This is a genomic window from Actinotalea lenta (assembly GCF_030586465.1).
Taxonomy (GTDB): Bacteria; Actinomycetota; Actinomycetes; order Actinomycetales; family Cellulomonadaceae; genus Actinotalea; species Actinotalea lenta.
In genome coordinates this window covers 953,128-969,630 of sequence record NZ_JAUQYP010000001.1, presented here as the reverse complement: position 1 = coordinate 969,630, position 16,503 = coordinate 953,128, and the positions used below count along the sequence as shown (strand labels likewise).

15 protein-coding genes are annotated in these 16,503 nt (G+C 72.0%); 6 read left to right on the top strand and 9 right to left on the bottom strand.

From position 1 onward, the window contains the following. Positions 1-139: 139 nt before the first annotated feature. Complete coding sequence (locus Q6348_RS04550; RefSeq protein WP_304600119.1) at positions 140-712, bottom strand: amino-acid N-acetyltransferase; 573 nt, start codon at positions 710-712, stop codon at positions 140-142. Positions 713-721: 9 nt separating this feature from the next. Then, positions 722-1,645, bottom strand: a complete 924-nt coding sequence (locus Q6348_RS04545; RefSeq protein ID WP_304601911.1) for a sugar-binding transcriptional regulator — start codon at positions 1,643-1,645, stop codon at positions 722-724. Between the two features lie 191 nt (positions 1,646-1,836). Between Q6348_RS04545 and Q6348_RS04540 the strand changes: the two genes are divergently transcribed. The 3 genes from Q6348_RS04540 to glpK all read left to right on the top strand — a co-directional run bounded on the left by Q6348_RS04540 (position 1,837) and on the right by glpK (position 6,162). Continuing rightward, entirely contained in the window at positions 1,837-3,594 is a 1,758-nt protein-coding gene (locus Q6348_RS04540; RefSeq protein ID WP_304600118.1) for a glycerol-3-phosphate dehydrogenase/oxidase, read from the top strand. Between the two features lie 103 nt (positions 3,595-3,697). Continuing rightward, the gene (locus tag Q6348_RS04535; RefSeq protein WP_304600117.1) at positions 3,698-4,429 is read left to right on the top strand and encodes an MIP/aquaporin family protein; all 732 of its coding nucleotides are present in this window, start codon (positions 3,698-3,700) and stop codon (positions 4,427-4,429) included. 215 nt (positions 4,430-4,644) lie between these two features. Further along, positions 4,645-6,162, top strand: a complete 1,518-nt coding sequence (gene glpK, locus Q6348_RS04530) for a glycerol kinase GlpK (protein ID WP_304600116.1) — start codon at positions 4,645-4,647, stop codon at positions 6,160-6,162. A 153-nt stretch (positions 6,163-6,315) separates the two neighbouring features. On the opposite strand, the gene Q6348_RS04525 is transcribed toward glpK, so the two are convergent. Further along, positions 6,316-7,812, bottom strand: a complete 1,497-nt coding sequence (locus Q6348_RS04525) for an MFS transporter (protein WP_304600115.1) — start codon at positions 7,810-7,812, stop codon at positions 6,316-6,318. 69 nt (positions 7,813-7,881) lie between these two features. On the opposite strand from Q6348_RS04525, the gene Q6348_RS04520 reads away from it, so the two are divergent. Next, complete coding sequence (locus Q6348_RS04520) at positions 7,882-8,733, top strand: NAD-dependent epimerase/dehydratase family protein (protein WP_304600114.1); 852 nt, start codon at positions 7,882-7,884, stop codon at positions 8,731-8,733. 81 nt (positions 8,734-8,814) lie between these two features. Here Q6348_RS04520 and Q6348_RS04515 read toward each other — a convergent pair whose 3' ends face one another. Then, positions 8,815-9,795: an aldo/keto reductase gene (locus Q6348_RS04515; protein WP_304601910.1), complete on the bottom strand. Its 981-nt coding sequence runs from the start codon at positions 9,793-9,795 to the stop codon at positions 8,815-8,817. 147 nt (positions 9,796-9,942) lie between these two features. Between Q6348_RS04515 and Q6348_RS04510 the strand changes: the two genes are divergently transcribed. Then, positions 9,943-10,578: an SRPBCC family protein gene (locus Q6348_RS04510; protein ID WP_304600113.1), complete on the top strand. Its 636-nt coding sequence runs from the start codon at positions 9,943-9,945 to the stop codon at positions 10,576-10,578. Positions 10,579-10,642: 64 nt separating this feature from the next. Here the strand turns inward: Q6348_RS04510 and Q6348_RS04505 are convergent, their stop codons facing one another. Genes Q6348_RS04505 through Q6348_RS04490 form a run of 4 tightly spaced genes read right to left on the bottom strand, consistent with a single transcriptional unit; the run spans position 10,643 to position 14,773 of the window. Further along, positions 10,643-11,968: a Ni/Fe hydrogenase subunit alpha gene (locus tag Q6348_RS04505; protein WP_304600112.1), complete on the bottom strand. Its 1,326-nt coding sequence runs from the start codon at positions 11,966-11,968 to the stop codon at positions 10,643-10,645. Next, a complete protein-coding gene (locus tag Q6348_RS04500; protein ID WP_304600111.1) occupies positions 11,965-12,792 on the bottom strand; it encodes an NADH-quinone oxidoreductase subunit B family protein in 828 nt (275 codons plus the stop codon). The genes Q6348_RS04505 and Q6348_RS04500 overlap by 4 nt, the downstream gene beginning before the upstream one ends. Then, positions 12,792-13,643: an FAD/NAD(P)-binding protein gene (locus tag Q6348_RS04495; RefSeq protein ID WP_304600110.1), complete on the bottom strand. Its 852-nt coding sequence runs from the start codon at positions 13,641-13,643 to the stop codon at positions 12,792-12,794. The genes Q6348_RS04500 and Q6348_RS04495 overlap by 1 nt, the downstream gene beginning before the upstream one ends. Beyond that, positions 13,640-14,773: a 4Fe-4S dicluster domain-containing protein gene (locus Q6348_RS04490; RefSeq protein WP_304600109.1), complete on the bottom strand. Its 1,134-nt coding sequence runs from the start codon at positions 14,771-14,773 to the stop codon at positions 13,640-13,642. The genes Q6348_RS04495 and Q6348_RS04490 overlap by 4 nt, the downstream gene beginning before the upstream one ends. Positions 14,774-14,920: 147 nt before the next feature. Here Q6348_RS04490 and Q6348_RS04485 point away from each other — a divergent pair, with 147 nt between their 5' ends. After that, positions 14,921-15,385: a tRNA (cytidine(34)-2'-O)-methyltransferase gene (locus Q6348_RS04485; RefSeq protein WP_304600108.1), complete on the top strand. Its 465-nt coding sequence runs from the start codon at positions 14,921-14,923 to the stop codon at positions 15,383-15,385. A gap of 48 nt (positions 15,386-15,433) precedes the next feature. Here Q6348_RS04485 and Q6348_RS04480 read toward each other — a convergent pair whose 3' ends face one another. Beyond that, the gene (locus tag Q6348_RS04480) at positions 15,434-16,462 is read right to left on the bottom strand and encodes an NAD-dependent epimerase/dehydratase family protein (RefSeq protein WP_304600107.1); all 1,029 of its coding nucleotides are present in this window, start codon (positions 16,460-16,462) and stop codon (positions 15,434-15,436) included. Between the last annotated feature and the right edge of the window lie 41 nt (positions 16,463-16,503).

Sequence of the window (16,503 nt, the reverse complement as noted above, 5' to 3'; positions counted from 1 at the left end):
GTACGCACCGCGGCGCGAGTCGCACATCGCGGCGCCAGTCGCACATCGCGGCGCGAGTCGCACATCGCGGCGCGCCGGGGGCCGCAATCTGCGAGCGGCGCCGCGATCTGCGCCGGGGGCCGCGATCTGCGTCGGGGGCTTACGCGTCCAGGTCGAGCAGCATGCGGGTGTTGCCCAGGGTGTTGGGCTTGACGTGGGCGAGGTCGAGGAACTCGGCGACGCCGTCGTCGTGCGAGCGCAACAGCTCGGAGTAGACGTCGGGCGCGACCGGCGTGCCCACGATCGGGCGGAAGCCGTGCGCGCGGAAGAACTCGACCTCGAAGGTCAGGCAGAACAGCCGGCGCAGGCCGAGGTCACGCGCGCGAGCGACCAGGGACTCGAGCAGGGCGTGCCCGACCCCGCGGCGCCGCCAGGCAGGATGCACGGCGAGCGTGCGGACCTCGGCGAGGTCCGACCACATCACGTGCAGCGCGCCGCAGCCCACGGGGTGCTGCGAGGCGTCGACGGCGACGTGGAAGTCACCGACCGACTCGTAGTAGCCGACCAGCTCCTTGGCCAGCAGGATGCGCTGCTCCGCATACGGGGACACGAGGTCCCGGATCGCCCGGACGTCCCGAGGCATCGCCGGCCGGATCCGGAACACGGACCCCGCGCTCGCCGCGAGCCCCGCAAGCGACGCGTCGCCCGACGTGCTCCCGGTCTCCTGGCTCATCCGGCCACGTTAGTGCTCCGGAGCGTTCTCGTTCACCAGCAGGTCCGCGGTGAGCTCGTCGATCACGAGATCCGTGACGACCCCGGCCGCGAGGGCGGCGCGCAGCGGGGCGACCTTCGCATCACCCGCCGCTGCACACACCCGCCGGCCGATCCGCTGCAGCTCGGCTGGTGTCGGTCCGGTGGCCCGTGCGTTCAGCGGGATGTCGGAGTAGCTGCCGTCGGCCCGCAGGAAGACCGTGCACACGTCGCCGACCACGCCCTCGCGGTGCAGGAGGTCCACGTCCTCGGGTTCCAGGTAGCCCGCGGAGTACACGTGCGAGGGCAGTCCGCCGCTGACGGCACCCACGCCGAACAGCGCGATGTCTGCACGTCGTTGCACATCGAGCACCCGCTGCACCGATCGCTCACGCCACATGGCCGCCTTGGTGTCGGGGTAGTCGAAGAAGGCCGGCACCGGGAAGTGGTGCACCGCGGCGTCGAACGCCGTGCCGAAGCCGCTGATGAGGTCGGAGGCGTACTCGAGCCCGCTGGTCCTGGTGTTGACCGCGCCGTTGAGCTGCACGATGGCGCTGTTCCGGGTCGGTTTCGGGATGAGCCGACGCCCGATCGCGGCGAGGGTCGTGCCCCACGCGACACCGAGCACCATGTCCGAGTCGAACCAGGCCGAGATCAGCTTGGCCGTCGTGACCGCGACCTGGTCGAGTCGTTCGACGTCCGTGGCCGAGTCGGACACCGGCGCGACGTACGCCTCGATGCCGTAGCGACGGGCGATCGTGCGGGACAGACCGGGGGCGCGCGTGCGTGCAGGGCGCAGGTGGATCTCCACGATCCCGCTGCTGCGAGCCTTCTTGATCACCCTGGACACGGTCGAGCGGGAGGTGCCCAGATGTCGGGCGATGACCTCCATCTTCATGTCCTGCAGGTAGTACATCGAAGCCGCTCGGAGCACGTCCTCGTGGTCCACCGTCGTCGCCTCGCTCTCACCCCCGGACCCGGTGCACGTATGTGCAGCCGGGTTGCGCGTTCGTTCGCGTGCCCCCCAGCATAGGGGCGACGCGGGACCTTCGACCCCGGCTTGAGGCCGGGGCGCGGCATCCCGGCAGCACGTCGAGGAGGACGAGTGTGAGAACGGCAGCCCTGACGCCGCAGACCCGGCAGCATGCGCTCGAGGCCTTGGCCGACAGTGGCCAGGGGCGTGAGCTCGACATCCTGGTTATCGGTGGTGGCGTCACCGGCGCCGGCATCGCCCTGGACGCCGTGACCCGCGGCCTGCGCGTCGGGATCGTTGAGGCCCAGGACTGGGCCAGCGGGACGTCCAGCCGGTCCAGCAAGCTGGTGCACGGCGGACTGCGATACCTGCAGATGCTCGACTTCCACCTGGTGCACGAGGCGCTCACGGAGCGCGACCTGCTGCTCAAGCGGATCGCGCCCCACCTGGTGCGACCGGTGTCGTTCCTGTACCCGCTCGAGAACGCCTACTGGGAGCGCGCCTACGTGGGGGCCGGCGTCGCGCTGTACGACACCCTCGCCTCGATCGCGCCGGGCAAGCGTGCGATGCCGTGGCACCGGCACGTCAGCCGCGCCGGCATGGAGCGACTCTTCCCCGACCTGCGGCACGACGCAGCCGTCGGCGCGGTGCGCTACTACGACGCGAGCGTCGACGACGCCCGCCTGGTCGAGACCCTCATCAGGACCGCCGTCAGCTACGGGGCGCACGCGGCCAGCCGCACCCAGGTCGTCGAGCTGACCAAGCGCGGCACGGGCGTGGTGGACGGGGCGGTGCTCCAGGACCTGGAGACCGGGGAGCGGTTCACCTGCAAGGCCGACCAGGTCATCAACGCGACCGGCGTGTGGACCGAAGAGACCGAGGCGCTGGCCGACACCGACGGCGGCCTGCACGTGCTCGCCTCCAAGGGCATCCACATCGTCGTGCCGCGCGACCGGATCCGCGGCGACGTCGGCCTGATCCTGCAGACCGAGAAGTCCGTGCTGTTCGTCATCCCGTGGTCGCGCTACTGGGTGATCGGCACCACCGACACCGAGTGGAAGCAGCAGCTGGTGCACCCGGTCGCGACCTCCGCGGACATCGACTACGTCATCGACCACGCGAACGCCGTCCTGGCGCGCCCCCTGACCCGCGACGACGTCATCGGGGTGTGGGCCGGTCTGCGCCCGTTGCTCCAGCCGGGCACCAAGGAGGGCACGTCGTCGGCCAAGGTGTCCCGCGAGCACACCGTCGCCTCGCCGACCCCGGGTCTGACGGTCATCGCCGGCGGCAAGCTCACCACCTACCGGGTGATGGCCAAGGACGCCGTGGACTTCGCGCTCGGCGAGCGGGCCGCGAGCCTGCCGTCGCTCACCGACCGCATCGCGCTCGCCGGCGCCGAGGGCCACGCGGTGCTGCAGCGCCAGGCACGGCAGATCGGCGCCGCCTACGGGTGGACGTCCGCCATGGTCGACCACCTGCTGCACCGGTACGGCGCACTGCTGGCCGAGATCATGGACTCCGTGGATGCCGACCCCTCGCTCGGTCGGCCCCTGGAGGGCGCTCCGGCCTACCTGCGCGCCGAGATCGCCTACGCCGCGACCCACGAGGGCGTCCTGCACCTCGAGGACGTCATGCTGCACCGCACCCGCCTGGTCTACGAGCAGCGGGACCGCGGCCTGGCGGCCGTCGAGGAGATCGCCGACCTGGTCGCCGAGCGCCTCGGCTGGGACGCCGGACGCCGCCAGGCGGAGATCGACTCCTACCGGGCGCGGTGCGAGGCCGACGAGCAGGCCTCGTTCGTGGCGGACGACGCCGAGGCGGAAGCGGTGCGCCTGCAGGCGGCCGACCTCGTCCCCCTGGTCCCGCTCGGCCGTACGCCGGCCGATACCTGACCCCCTACTCCCGGGCGATCCCCGGGTGCTCCACCTCTGCCCGCGGCCCCCTGCTGCGGGTGCTTGTGACAACGAAGTCCGCGAGTGAAACGAGGAAAAGCAGATGTCACTGGGAGAAGTGTTCGTCTCCGAGACCGTGGGCACGGCGATGCTGCTCCTGCTCGGTGCAGGAGTCGTGGCGAACGTCATCCTTCCGAAGAACAAGGGGTTCGACGGTGGTTGGCTCCTCATCAACTTCGGATGGGGCCTCGGCGTGTTCGCCGGTGTCTACTCGGCCTACAAGAGCGGTGCCCACCTGAACTTCGCCGTGACGATCGGCCTGCTGGCCAACGGCGCCAAGGAGTACGCACCCGGGGTCGAGGTCTCCTTCGCCTCGACGATGGTCTACCTGGGCGGCGAGATGTTCGGCGCCTTCCTCGGCGCCGTCCTGGCCTGGCTGGCCTACAAGAAGCACTTCGACGAGGACGCCGACCCGGCCGTCAAGCTGGGCGTCTTCTCCACCGGTCCGGCCATCCGGTCCTACGGCTGGAACTTCATCACTGAGGTCATCGGCACGTTCGTCCTGGTGTTCGTCATCATCGCGTTCGGCAAGACGCCGACCGGCCTTGGCCCGCTCGCCGTGGCCCTCCTGGTGGTCGGCATCGGCGCGAGCCTCGGTGGTCCCACCGGGTACGCCATCAACCCGAACCGTGACCTCGGCCCGCGCATCGCGCACGCGATCCTGCCGATCCCGGGCAAGGGCTCGTCCGACTGGGCCTACTCCTGGGTCCCGGTCTTCGGCCCGATCGTCGGCGGCGCCCTCGCGGGCCTCGTCGCCCAGTGGTACGTCGTCTAGCACGACCGACTCCTGTGGTCGCGGGGTCGCTCCGGTAGCGACCCCGCACCCCGGGGCCCTCGGCCCCGTCGCAACTCCTGTGCGAGCCGCGCCCTGTGCTGCGACACGCACGACGACGCGCCCCAGCGGTGCGTCACCCGGGCCACGTCCCGAGCGTGACCTCACCCTCACCGCGGTGGAACCCCACCGCACCGTTCAATCGACGAAGGACGGACATGGCTGACTACATCCTCGCCATCGACCAGGGCACCACGAGCTCGCGTGCCATCGTGTTCGACCACTCCGGGTCGATCGTGTCGACCGGGCAGAAGGAGCACGAGCAGATCTTCCCGAAGCCGGGTTGGGTCGAGCACAACCCGATGGAGATCTGGGACAACATCCGCGAGGTCGTCGGCCTGGCGCTGACCAGGGCCAACCTCACCTACCGGGACATCGCGGCGGTCGGCATCACCAACCAGCGCGAGACCTCTGTCGTGTGGGACAAGACGACGGGCGAGCCCGTCTACAACGCGATCGTCTGGCAGGACACCCGCACGCAGAAGATCTGTGACGAGCTGGCGGCGCTGGGCGGCGGCGCCGAGCGCTACAAGGCCAGGGTCGGCCTCCCGCTGGCGACCTACTTCTCGGGCCCGAAGGTCCGCTGGATCCTCGACAACGTCGAGGGCGCCAGGGAGAAGGCCGAGGCCGGGCAGCTGGCGTTCGGCAACACCGACGCGTGGGTGCTGTGGAACATGACCGGCGGGGTCGACGGCGGCGTGCACGTCACCGACGTCACCAACGCCTCGCGGACCATGCTCATGGACCTGTCGACGCTGAGCTGGGACGCGGAGATCGCCGGCGAGATGGGCATCCCGATGTCCATGCTGCCCGAGATCAAGTCCTCCTCCGAGGTCTACGGCCACGGCCGCGAGGGCGGCATGGTCCCGGGTGTGCCGATCGCGGGCATCCTCGGCGACCAGCAGGCTGCGACCTTCGGCCAGGCGTGCTTCGAGGTCGGCGACGCCAAGAACACCTACGGCACCGGCAACTTCATGCTGCTCAACACCGGGACCGAGCCGGTCCCGTCCAAGAACGGCCTGCTCACCACGGTGTGCTACAAGATCGGCGACAACGCCCCGATCTACGCCCTCGAGGGCTCGATCGCGGTCACCGGCTCGCTGATCCAGTGGCTGCGCGACAACCTGGGCCTGATCTCCTCGGCACCCGAGGTCGAGGACCTGGCCAAGACGGTCGAGGACAACGGCGGCGCGTACTTCGTGCCGGCGTTCTCCGGCCTGTTCGCGCCGTACTGGCGCGGCGACGCGCGCGGCGTGATCGCCGGCCTCACGCGGTACGTCACCAAGGGCCACATCGCCCGGGCGGCGCTCGAGGCCACCGCCTTCCAGACCCGCGAGGTGCTGGACGCGATGAACGCCGACTCCGGCGTCGAGCTCAAGGAGCTCAAGGTCGACGGCGGCATGATCGCCAACGAGCTGCTCATGGAGTTCCAGGCGGACATCCTCGGCGTGGACGTGGTGCGACCGAAGGTCGCCGAGACCACCGCTCTCGGCGCGGCCTACGCGGCCGGCATCGCCGTCGGGTTCTGGTCGGGCGAGCAGGACGTCATCGACAACTGGGCCGAGGACAAGCGCTGGACGCCCGACATGGACGTCGAGGCACGGGAGAAGACGTACCGGAACTGGAAGAAGGCCGTCACCAAGACCTTCGACTGGGTGGACGCCGACACCGAGTGACGTCCCAGGCGGGCTCCGCCTGCCCGGCCCAGGAGGGCTCGGCGCGCCGGCCCGCTCGCGGACCGGGATCGGTGGGCCGAGCCCCACGCGACGGCCGTCCCTTCGGGGGCGGCCGTCGCCATGCGGTGCTCGCGGCCGCGGCGCGCGACGGTCTCAGACCGACCCGCGCCGCGCCCGCCGAGCCAGGTCCACGATCCCGATCACCAGAGCGACCGCTGAGGAGGCCAGCGCTGCGCGCAGGCCGTGCGACGCGGCGAGCGCCGCGTCGCCGGTGGCCGCCAGCCCGCGGAAGTACAGCGCACCCACCAGGGCGATCCCGGCCGCGGTCCCCAGGCGCTGCCCGGTCTGCAGGACCCCACCCGCGGTCCCCGCCTGGCCCACGGGCACGTTCTCGAGGGTGAGGGTGACGTTGGGCGAGATCACGAACCCGCTGCCGAGCCCTGCCAGCAGGAGAGGTGCGGCCAACCACCACCCGGTCGACGTGCCGTGCCGCGCCCGGATGGCCAGCTCGGTGAGCACGAGCCCGGCGCTCACCAGGATGAGCCCCCCGACCACCACACGCCGGCCGTGCCGCCCCACCAGGCGACCGCCGATCGTCGCCGTCGCCGCCGACCCGACGGCGAACGGCGTCAGACCTAGCCCTGCCTGCAGCGGGGTGTAGCCCAGGCCGTTCTGGAAGAACAGCGTCAGCACGAAGAAGATCCCGGTGAAGCCGGAGAAGTACACCAGACCCAGCAGGGCTCCCGCGGCGTAGCCGGGCTGGCTGAACAGCGACAGCCGAACCATCGGCGCACGGCCCCGCCGGGCCATCCTGCGCTCCCACCACCAGAACCCCGCGATCGCGAGGACGCCGGCGGTCAGGAGGACGGCGTCCACCCCCTGCCAGCTGTCGGACACCAACGGCCACAGCAGCCCGACGACGCCCGCGCCCAGCAGCACCGCACCGACCGGGTCCAGGTCACGCGCCGGCTCGGGCTCTTCGACAGGGTCGATGAAGTGCCGGGCGAGCAGGAACGTCAGCAGGCCGACCGGAAGGTTCACCAGGAAGACCCAGCGCCAGCCCTCCTGCGTGCCCGCCACGCTGAGGATCACACCGCCCAGCACCGGGCCGACCGCCGTGGAGATCCCGATCGTGGTCCCGAGCCTGCCGAACGCCCGTCCGCGCTCGGCTCCCCGGAACAGCTGCTGGACCAGGCCCGAGATCTGCGGGTTGAGGATCCCCCCACCGACGCCCTGCACGAGGCGCGCCGCCACCAGCCAGCCTGCGGCCGGGGCCAGCCCGGCGACCACGCTCGCCACCGTGAACACCCCGATGCCCACGCCGAACATGGCGCGCCGCCCCCTGGCGTCGCCGAGCCGGCCCGAGGCCACCAGCACCAGGCCGAACGTGAGCGCGTACCCGGAGACGACCCACTGCAGCTGCGCCGCGGAGGCGTCCAGGGCGGAACGGATCGAGGGCAGGGCCACGTTGACGATGCTCACGTCGAGCAGGGTCATGAACCCCGCCGTGAGCGCGACACTGAGCGCCTTCCAGCGCCGCGGGTCCTGCCCGGGCTCGGGGCTCGGGTCGCGCGCACCCGCGCGAGGGTCGGCGGTGGGGTCGTCACCCTTGCGCTCGTCGGGGCGCCCGGGGGCGCGGTGCTCGGTCATCTCCGAGCGAGCCTAGGGCGCCGACCTCCCCGCTGCGCGTCGTACGCCACGGACGGGCACGATGGGTGTATGGAGACGATCACGGTCACAGGAGCATTCGGCAAAGCAGGACGGGCGGTCGTCGGGGACCTGCTCGAGCACGGGTACCGGGTGGTCGCCACCGACCTGGCGGGCCCGCCCGGCCATGAGGCGCTGGGCACGCTGGGCACCGAGCTGGTGGTCGCGGACCTCACCGACTACGGCGCGGCGGTGGAGGTGCTGGCAGGGTCCGACGCCGTCGTGCACCTGGGCAACATCCCGGCGCCGGGCCGCGCCCCCGCGCCCGACACCCTGGCGGTCAACACGGCGGTCAACGGCAACGTGTTCCTGGCCGCCGCGCGGGTGGGACTACGCAAGGTCGTGTGGGCCTCCTCGGAGACGACCCTCGGCCTGCCCTTCGACGTCCCGCCTCGGTACGCACCGGTGGACGAGGCGCACTTCCCGGTGCCCACCTCGACGTACGCGCTGTCGAAGGTGCTCGGCGAGCAGACCGCGCACCACGTCTCGCAGTGGTCCGGGATCCCGTTCGTCGGGCTCCGGCTGTCCAACATCCACCGACCCCAGGACTACGCCGCGGTGCCCGGCTACCAGGACGACGCCCGGCTGCGCCGCTGGAACCTGTGGGGGTACGTCGACGTACGCGACGTGGCGCAGGCCGCCAGGCTCGGCCTGGAGCAGGAGACGACCGGCTCGCAGAACGTCATCATCGCGGCGGCCGACACGATCATGGCGCGCCCGTCGGCGGAGCTGATGGCCGAGGTGTTCCCGGGCGTGCCGCTCACGAAGGAGCTGGTGGGCAACGAGACGCTCCTGGCGATCGACGGAGCGCGAGCCCTGCTCGGCTACGCACCGGAGCACTCCTGGCGCGACGAGGCCGGCTGAGCCGCTCGGTGCGGGCCGCGGCACCGGCCCCGCCGACCGGGGGCCGGTGCCGTCCCGCCTGGCGACGACCCGCTGGAGCCGTCAGCCGGCCGCGAGGAGCGCCTCGACCTCGGCGAGCTCCGAGTCCGACAACGGCGACGCCTGGAGCGCCGCGACGTTGTCCTCGAGCTGTGCGACGCTCGACGCCCCGATGATCGCGGTCGTGACCCTCGGGTCGCGCAGCACCCACGACAGCGCGAGCTGTGCGACCGACTGGCCGCGCGCCTCGGCGACGCGTGCCAGTCCACGCACCATCGCGAGGTACTCCGGGGTGATCTGGGCGTCGCTGAGGAACCTGCTGGTCGCGGCCCGCGAGTCCGCCGGGACCTCCCCGGCGAGGTAGCGGTCCGTGAGCAGGCCCTGGGCGAGCGGGCTGAACACCGCGACCCCCACCCCGAGCTCGTCGACGACCTCGAGCAACGACTCGCTCTCGCCCTCGGGTGGCTGCTCGACGTACCGGTCGAGCATCGAGTAGCGCGGCTGGTGGACCAGCAGCCGGACCCCCTCGGCCGCGAGCATCTGCGCGGCGCGCCGCGTCGCGGACGGTGAGTAGTTCGAGATGCCCACGTACAGCGCCCTGCCGGAGTGCACCGCGGTGAGCAGCGCGCCGACGGTCTCCTCCAGCGGGGTCGTGGGGTCGGGGCGGTGCGAGTAGAAGATGTCGACGTAGTCCAGGCCCATGCGGGTCAGGGACTGGTCGAGCGAGGCGAGCAGGTACTTGCGCGAGCCGCCGTCGCCGTAGGGACCGGGCCACATGTCGTAGCCGGCCTTGGTGGAGATCACCAGCTCGTCGCGGTAGGGACGCAGGTCCGCGGCGAGCACCCGGCCGAACGTCTCCTCGGCCGAGCCGTACGGCGGTCCGTAGTTGTTCGCCAGGTCGAGGTGCGTGACGCCCAGGTCGAACGCCCGGCGCAGCACCGCACGCTGCACCTCGTAGGGGCGGCCGGCACCGAAGTTGTGCCACAGGCCCAGCGACAGGGACGGCAGGGACAGGCCGCTGCGCCCGCAGCGTCGGTAGGGCATCGAGGCGTAGCGGTCGTCGTCGGCGCGGAAGGAGGGTTCAGTGGTCACCGGGCCACCGTAGGGCCCGGCGGCCGCTGGTGGGGCCGTCCCGTGGTGGTGGGCCGATCGGCCCTCGCCCTGCGGCCCCCGGGCGGGTTGGCTGGGGCCATGTCCCGACGTCTCCTGGTCGCTGGTGCGGCGACGGTCGCCCTCGTCCCTGTGGTCCGCGCGTGCCACCGGCGGCAGCTCACCTGGGGGTCCACTCCGCCTGAACAGGTCACGAGCCTGCCGGGCGACGGGCTCGTCCCCCTGGCCGACCTGGCCGCGACCCGAGCCATCGACGTCGCGGCGCCACCCGAGGCCGTGTTCCCGTGGCTGGTGCAGCTGGGACAGGGCCGCGGCGGCTTCTACTCCTACGACGCTCTCGAGAACCTGGCGGGCCTGGGCATCCACTCCGCCGACCGGATCGAGGAGCGTTGGCAGGACCTCGCCGTCGGCGACCAGGTGCACCTGGCCGAGGACTTCGCCCTCGACGTCGCGATCTGCGACCCCCCGCACGCGCTGGTGCTGCACGGGCAGTCACCGGCGGACCCGGACGACGCCGACCCTGTGCCGTTCACGTTCTCGTGGGCCTTCGTGCTGCGCCCCACCGAGAGCGGCTGCCGGCTCGTGGTGCGCGAACGCTACGCCTACCAGGCCGGCTGGGTGGGCAGGCTCGTCGTACCGGTGTCCTGGGTGAGCTTCCTGATGACCGAGCGCATGCTGCGCGGGATCCGCGACCGCGCCGAGAGCGCCGCCGCCTGACACCGCGTGGCGTGCGTCGAGGGGCGCCCCGCGGGAGCGCCCCTCGACGTGCGGACCGCCCGCGTCAGGTGCGGTGGACGGTCACCTCGACGGCGTGCACCGAGCACGAGATGCACGGGTCGTAGTTGCGGATCGCGAGCTCGGCGCGGTGGCCGAGGTCGTGGTCACCAAGGGCGACCCACCGCTCGGCGAGCTCGCGCAGGTCGCCTTCGATGCTCGGCTGGTTCTGCGCGGTCGGCGGCACGATCTGCGCGTCCTTGATCGTCCCGGCGTCGTCGATGACGTACCGGTGGAACAGCACGCCACGCGGCGCCTCGGTCGCCCCGAAGCCCTCCCCCGCGCGGGCCGGCACGGGCACCGACGCCGGCCGGCCGTCGACCCACTCGTCGATGATGCGCAGCGCCTCGACCAGCGCCTCCACGAGCTCGACGCCACGCACCACGATCGAGCGGAACGGGTTGCGGCACGTCACGCCCAGGCCGGCCTCGTGCGCCAGCTCGCGGGCGAGCGGGGACAGCCGGTCGTGGTTGAGCGAGTACCTTGCGAGCGGCCCCACCACGTACGGCTGACCGTCGAGGGTGGAGTGCAGCGCCGTGGAGTGCTCGACGTGGAACTCCGCGATGTGCTCGCGGAACTCCTGCACCGGCCAGGAGTCGCCCTCGCTCGTGACCACGTGCCCACCCTCGAGCGGGTAGCCGACGTCCGGTCGGAGCGCGAGGTACGGGTAGCGCTGCTCCATCTCCGGGAAGTCGAACGTCGAGACCAGCCGGACCGTAGCGACGGCGTCGTCGAGGGCCGCGGCCAGGCGGGGGCGGATCGCGCGGAGCTCGGCGACCGTCGGCAGGTGGTAGAAGCCGCCGAGCCGCACGTTGATCGGGTGCACGGACCGGCCGCCCACCAGGTCCATCAGGTCGTTGCCGGCCTTCTTCAGGCGCAGCCCCGTCGCGACGACATCCGGGTGGTCCGCGGCCATCTCGACCGCACCCGGGTAGCCGAGGAAGTCCGGCGCGTGCAGCAGGAACATGTGCAACGCGTGGCTCTCGATCCACTCGCCGCAGTACAGCAGCCGCCGCATCGTGCGGATGTGGTCGGGCACCGTGACGCCGCAGGCGTCCTCCATCGCCAGGCAGGAGCTGAACTGGTACGCCACCGGGCAGATCCCGCAGATCCGCGCCGTGATGTCCGGCGGCTCGGTGTAGGCGCGGCCCCGCAGGAACGCCTCGTAGAACCGTGGCGGCTCGAAGATCCGCAGCTGCACGTCGGTGACGCGGCCGTCGTGGATCTCCACGTGCAGGCCGCCCTCGCCCTCGACCCTGGCGAGCATGCCCACCTGCAGGGTCTGGGTGGGGTGCGGGGTGCCGGCGCTCGGCCGGTCGCTGACCTGGGTCATCGTGCGTTCCCCTTCCCGGACGCGACGACCGCCCTCTCCTGGCGCTCGCTCTCCCGCCGGAACGGCTCCGAGGCCGCGTTGAACGTGCGGTACACCCGCATCGCCATCTCCGGGCTCATGCCCGTGGCCACCAGGTGGTCGGACAGCGAGGCCGTGTTCGGGGTGTTCTGCGGCCCGAAGCAGCCGTAGCAGCCGCGCTCGTAGGCGGGGCAGAGCGCGCCGCAGCCGGCCTGGGTGACCGGCCCGAGGCACGGGGTCCCGTGCGCGACCGCGACGCACACCGTGCCGCGGCGCTTGCACTCGGCACACACCGAGTACGACGGGATCCGCGGGCGGCGGTGCTCGACGAGGGCCCCGAGGACCTCGAGCAGCTGCCCCTTGTCGATCGGGCAGCCGCGCAGCTCGAGGTCGACGCTGATGTGCGCGGAGATCGGCGTGGAGCGGGCCAGCGTGGACAGGTACTCCGGGTGCGCGTAGACCACCGAGCGGAACTCGGCGACGTCGGCGAAGTTGCGCAGCGCCTGGATCCCGCCGCTCGTAGCGCACGCGCCGAGCGTCACCACGACCCGGGACATCTCCCGGATCTGGGCGATCCGCTCGATCTCCTCCGGCGTGGTCACCGAACCCTCGACCAGGGACACGTCGTACGGGCCCTCGACCACGCCGCGGGTGGCCTCCGGGAAGTACGCGATGGACACCGCGCCCGCGACCGTGAGCAGCTCCTCCTCGCAGTTGAGCAGGCTGAGCTGGCAGCCGTCGCAGGACGCGAACTTCCACACGGCGAGCTTGGGCCGGGCGGAGGACTTCAGGGACTCGTCGAACATCACAGCTCCCTCACGCTCAGCAGCGGCGCCAACCGGTCGTACCCGAGCACCGGGCCGTCGACGCACACGAACAGGTCACGCAGCTGGCAGTGGCCGCACAGCCCCACGCCGCACTTCATGCTGCGTTCGAGCGACAGCCGGACGCGGTCGCCGGGCACACCGCGCGCCACGAGCGCCTGCGCGGCCGAGCGCATCATCACCTCCGGGCCGCAGACCAGTGCGAGGGTGGAGTGCGGGTCGAACCCGGCCCGCGGGACCAGGTTCGTGACCAGGCCGACCTTGCCGCGCCAGGCGTGCTGCCCGTTGTCCACGGTGACCTCGACGACGATGCCGTGGTCGTGGGCCCAGCTGCGCAGCTCGTCGCCGAACAGGATGTCCTCGGGGGTGCGAGCGCCGTACAGCAGGACCACGCGGTTGTACCGGTCCCGGTGCCGGACGATCTCGAGCAGGGCCGGTCGCAGCGGCGCGAGCCCGATGCCGCCGGCCACCAGGACGACGTCGCCGCCCATGCCGTCCGCGACGTCCCAGGACGTCCCGAACGGGCCGCGGACGCCGAGCACGGCACCGCGCGGTGCGGCGATCAAGGCGTGGGTGACAGCTCCGACGTCACGGATGGTGTGCTCGAGCGGGCCGGGGCGGGTCGGGTCGCCGGAGATCGAGATCGGGACCTCGCCGACACCGAACGCGTCCAGCATGGTGAACTGACCGGCGCGGTAGCGCAGCATGGGGCCGTCCACCGGCTCGAGCTCGATGGTGAAGGTGTCCCGCGTGTCCTGGCGGGTGCGTCCGATCCGGTAGCGCGCGGGCGCCATCGCGTCGGGGGCGACGGGGCGGTCCAGCGTTGCGGTCATCGGGCACCTCCCACGGTGAGCGGCGCGGCGGCGCGGAGCTTGGCGGCCTCCGCCGTGATGTCGATGCCCACCGGGCACCAGGTGATGCACCGACCGCAGCCCACACAGCCGAGCGATCCGAACTGGTCCTGCCAGGCGGCGAGCTTGTGCGTGATCCACTGGCGGTACCGGGACCTGACCTCGGTGCGCAGGCTGCCACCGTGGATGTGGGCGAACTCCTCGGAGAAGCACGAGTCCCAGACCCGGCGGCGCTCGGCATCGGCGCTCCCGAGTGCGGAGACGTCCTCGACGGTGGTGCAGAAGCAGGTCGGGCACACCATGGTGCAGTTCATGCAGGTCAGGCAGCGATTGCCGACCTCGTCCCAGACCGGGCTCTCCGCCGAGGCGTAGAGCAGGTCGCGCAGGCCCTCGGTGTCCATGGACCGACCCATCGACTCGGTGGCGTGCGCGACGACGTCGTGCACCGCTGCCAGGTCCTGGGCTCCGGCCGGCTCCGAGTCCAGCTCCGCGAGCACGTCCGCGCCGGTGTCCGAACCTACCTCGACCACGAAGCGGTGCGGGTCGAGCAGCTCCGTCAGCGCCAGGTCGTAGCCGTTCTCCGGGTGCGGACCGCCGCCCATCGAGGTGCAGAAGCACGTGCCACCCGGCTCGGCGCACGTCACCGCCGCCAGGAACGTCCCCGCGCGGCGGCGCTGGTAGCGGGTGTCGGCGAAGGCACGCCCCGCCAGGACCTCGTCGTGGCGCGCCAGGGCCCGCAGGTCGCAGTCGCGCACCCCCAGGAAGGCCACCGGCCGCTGAGGCGAGCCCTCGCGGTCGGTCACGGCGAAGTCGGTGCCGCTGCGATGACCGCGCCAGATGAGCTCGTCGGCGGGGAACAGGACCGGCTTGACCGCGCGGACCGCCGCGGCCTGGCCGAACACGGCCTCGTCGTCCCGCTCGCGCAGCCGGTAGGTTCCCGCATCCTGGACGTCACCGACGCCCCACGGCAGATCGTCCGCACCGACCACCTCGTCGAGCACCACCGCCCCCGCGCGCACCGTAGGCGCCACCACCGCATAGCCCCGGGCGGTCAGCACCTCGACGAGCCGGGCCAGCTGGTCCCGGCCGATGATCCGTGGTCCGTCCGTCATTGGACGCCTCCTCGCCGATAGTGCTCCTCACGTTTCTCCTGCTGACCGGCACGTTTCCAGGGACCTTCGTCGCGCGCTGACCTGCGGAGATACCCCCTGGGGCATGCCGCTCCGGCCTCGGGCGCGGGGGGCTGGCAGACTCGTGGCGTGCTGCACGTCGTCCTGTTCGAGCCGCGGATCGCGGGCAACACCGGCAACGCGATCCGGATGGTGGCCGGCACCGGCGCAACCCTGCACCTGGTCGAGCCGCTCGGGTTCACGCTCGACGAGCCGCGGCTGCGGCGGGCCGGACTGGACTACCACGACCTCGCGCACGTCGTCGTGCACCCGGACGTGGACGCCCTGCTGTCAGCCCTGCCACGCGCGCGGGTCTGGGCGTTCACCACCCGCGCACCGCGCTGGAACACCGAGGTGGACTGGCGTGACGACGACGCGCTCCTGTTCGGCCCCGAACCCAGCGGGCTGCCCGAGGACGTGCTCGCCCACCCACGGGTCACGGGACAGGTGCGCATCCCGATGGTCCCGGGTCGACGTTCGATGAACCTCGCCAACGCCGCGGCCGTCGCCACGTACGAGGCGTGGCGTCGCCTCGGCTTCCCCGGCGCCTCCTGAGACGCCGGGTCGCCGAGCGGTCGTCACGCCGAGGCGACGCGGGACGCGTCAGACGTTCGCGGTCTCCTCGGCTGCAGCCGCCTCCTTGGCGAGCTTCTCCGCGACCTTGCGGGTGGTCAGGTCCTGCACGACCCGCGGCACCGGGGGGTGCCGGAGGTTCGCCTTGATCTGCCACGCCCAGGTGTCCGCGACCGAGTCGGCGATGGGCCGCACGGGTACCGCGAGCTCACGAGCCCGCGTGGTGTCCACCTGCCACACGGTGTGCGCGACGTCGCCCGGCAGCACGAAGGGCAGGTCCGACCAGGGCTTGACGCCGGCTGCGCGCATCTCTGCGTCGTGCAGGTTGACGAACGTGGCCGGCTCACGACCGGTGGACCGCACCGCGTCGGCGCACGCCTCGAGCATCTCGCCGAACGTGCACATGCCCTCCGGTCCGGTCGCGTTGAGCGGACCGATGACGAGCTCCTCGGCGGCGGTGACCATCCAGGAGGCGAGGTCGCGCACGTCGATCACGGCGATCGGCTGGCTCCGCGCCGCCGGCACGCCGACCCACCGCTCGGTCGCGATCCGGTGCAGCCACGTGGTCAGCCGGTGGGTGTCGTCACCGGGCCCGATGATGATCCCGGCGCGGACCGCGAGCAGTCGCTTGCCCACGGCGGCGCGCAGGATGCGCTCGCTCTGCGCCTTCATGGGGCCCGCGTGCGTCAGGTCGTCGTCCGGGTGTGCGAGCTCGTCGTCCTCACCCTGGATCGGTCCGGGGGGCCAGTTGCGGTACGCGGAGATGCTCGACACGTACACGTAGTGCGGGACCTTCTTGAACACGGCGGCCGCGGCGATCGCTCCCTCGACGGTGAACCCGCTGCAGTCGATCACCGAGTCGATGGTGTCCAGGAACGGCGCCATCGCTCCCGACAGCGACGCGACGTCGTCGCGGTCCGCACGCACCCACGTGGTGCCGGGCGGAGGCTCTCCCTGGTTGCCGCGCGACACGGCGATCACGTCGTGACCTGCCGCCAACGCGGCATCCACGACGGCACTGCTGAGGAATCCGGTGGCCCCGAGCACGGCGATGCGCATGCGCCCCAGGATGGAGGAACGATCAGGGCCGATGAAGGGAC

Excerpts from the sequence above, each read along its gene's own strand:
- Q6348_RS04550 (WP_304600119.1), bottom strand. The coding sequence starts at position 712 with ATGAGCCAGGAGACCGGGAGCACGTCGGGCGACGCGTCGCTTGCGGGG.
- Q6348_RS04545 (WP_304601911.1), bottom strand. The coding sequence starts at position 1,645 with ATGTACTACCTGCAGGACATGAAGATGGAGGTCATCGCCCGACATCTG.
- Q6348_RS04535 (WP_304600117.1), top strand. The coding sequence starts at position 3,698 with ATGTCACTGGGAGAAGTGTTCGTCTCCGAGACCGTGGGCACGGCGATG.
- glpK (WP_304600116.1), top strand. The coding sequence starts at position 4,645 with ATGGCTGACTACATCCTCGCCATCGACCAGGGCACCACGAGCTCGCGT.
- Q6348_RS04525 (WP_304600115.1), bottom strand. The coding sequence starts at position 7,812 with ATGACCGAGCACCGCGCCCCCGGGCGCCCCGACGAGCGCAAGGGTGAC.
- Q6348_RS04520 (WP_304600114.1), top strand. The coding sequence starts at position 7,882 with ATGGAGACGATCACGGTCACAGGAGCATTCGGCAAAGCAGGACGGGCG.
- Q6348_RS04515 (WP_304601910.1), bottom strand. The coding sequence starts at position 9,795 with ATGCCCTACCGACGCTGCGGGCGCAGCGGCCTGTCCCTGCCGTCCCTG.
- Q6348_RS04510 (WP_304600113.1), top strand. The coding sequence starts at position 9,943 with ATGTCCCGACGTCTCCTGGTCGCTGGTGCGGCGACGGTCGCCCTCGTC.
- Q6348_RS04505 (WP_304600112.1), bottom strand. The coding sequence starts at position 11,968 with ATGACCCAGGTCAGCGACCGGCCGAGCGCCGGCACCCCGCACCCCACC.
- Q6348_RS04500 (WP_304600111.1), bottom strand. The coding sequence starts at position 12,792 with ATGTTCGACGAGTCCCTGAAGTCCTCCGCCCGGCCCAAGCTCGCCGTG.
- Q6348_RS04495 (WP_304600110.1), bottom strand. The coding sequence starts at position 13,643 with ATGACCGCAACGCTGGACCGCCCCGTCGCCCCCGACGCGATGGCGCCC.
- Q6348_RS04490 (WP_304600109.1), bottom strand. The coding sequence starts at position 14,773 with ATGACGGACGGACCACGGATCATCGGCCGGGACCAGCTGGCCCGGCTC.
- Q6348_RS04480 (WP_304600107.1), bottom strand. The coding sequence starts at position 16,462 with ATGCGCATCGCCGTGCTCGGGGCCACCGGATTCCTCAGCAGTGCCGTC.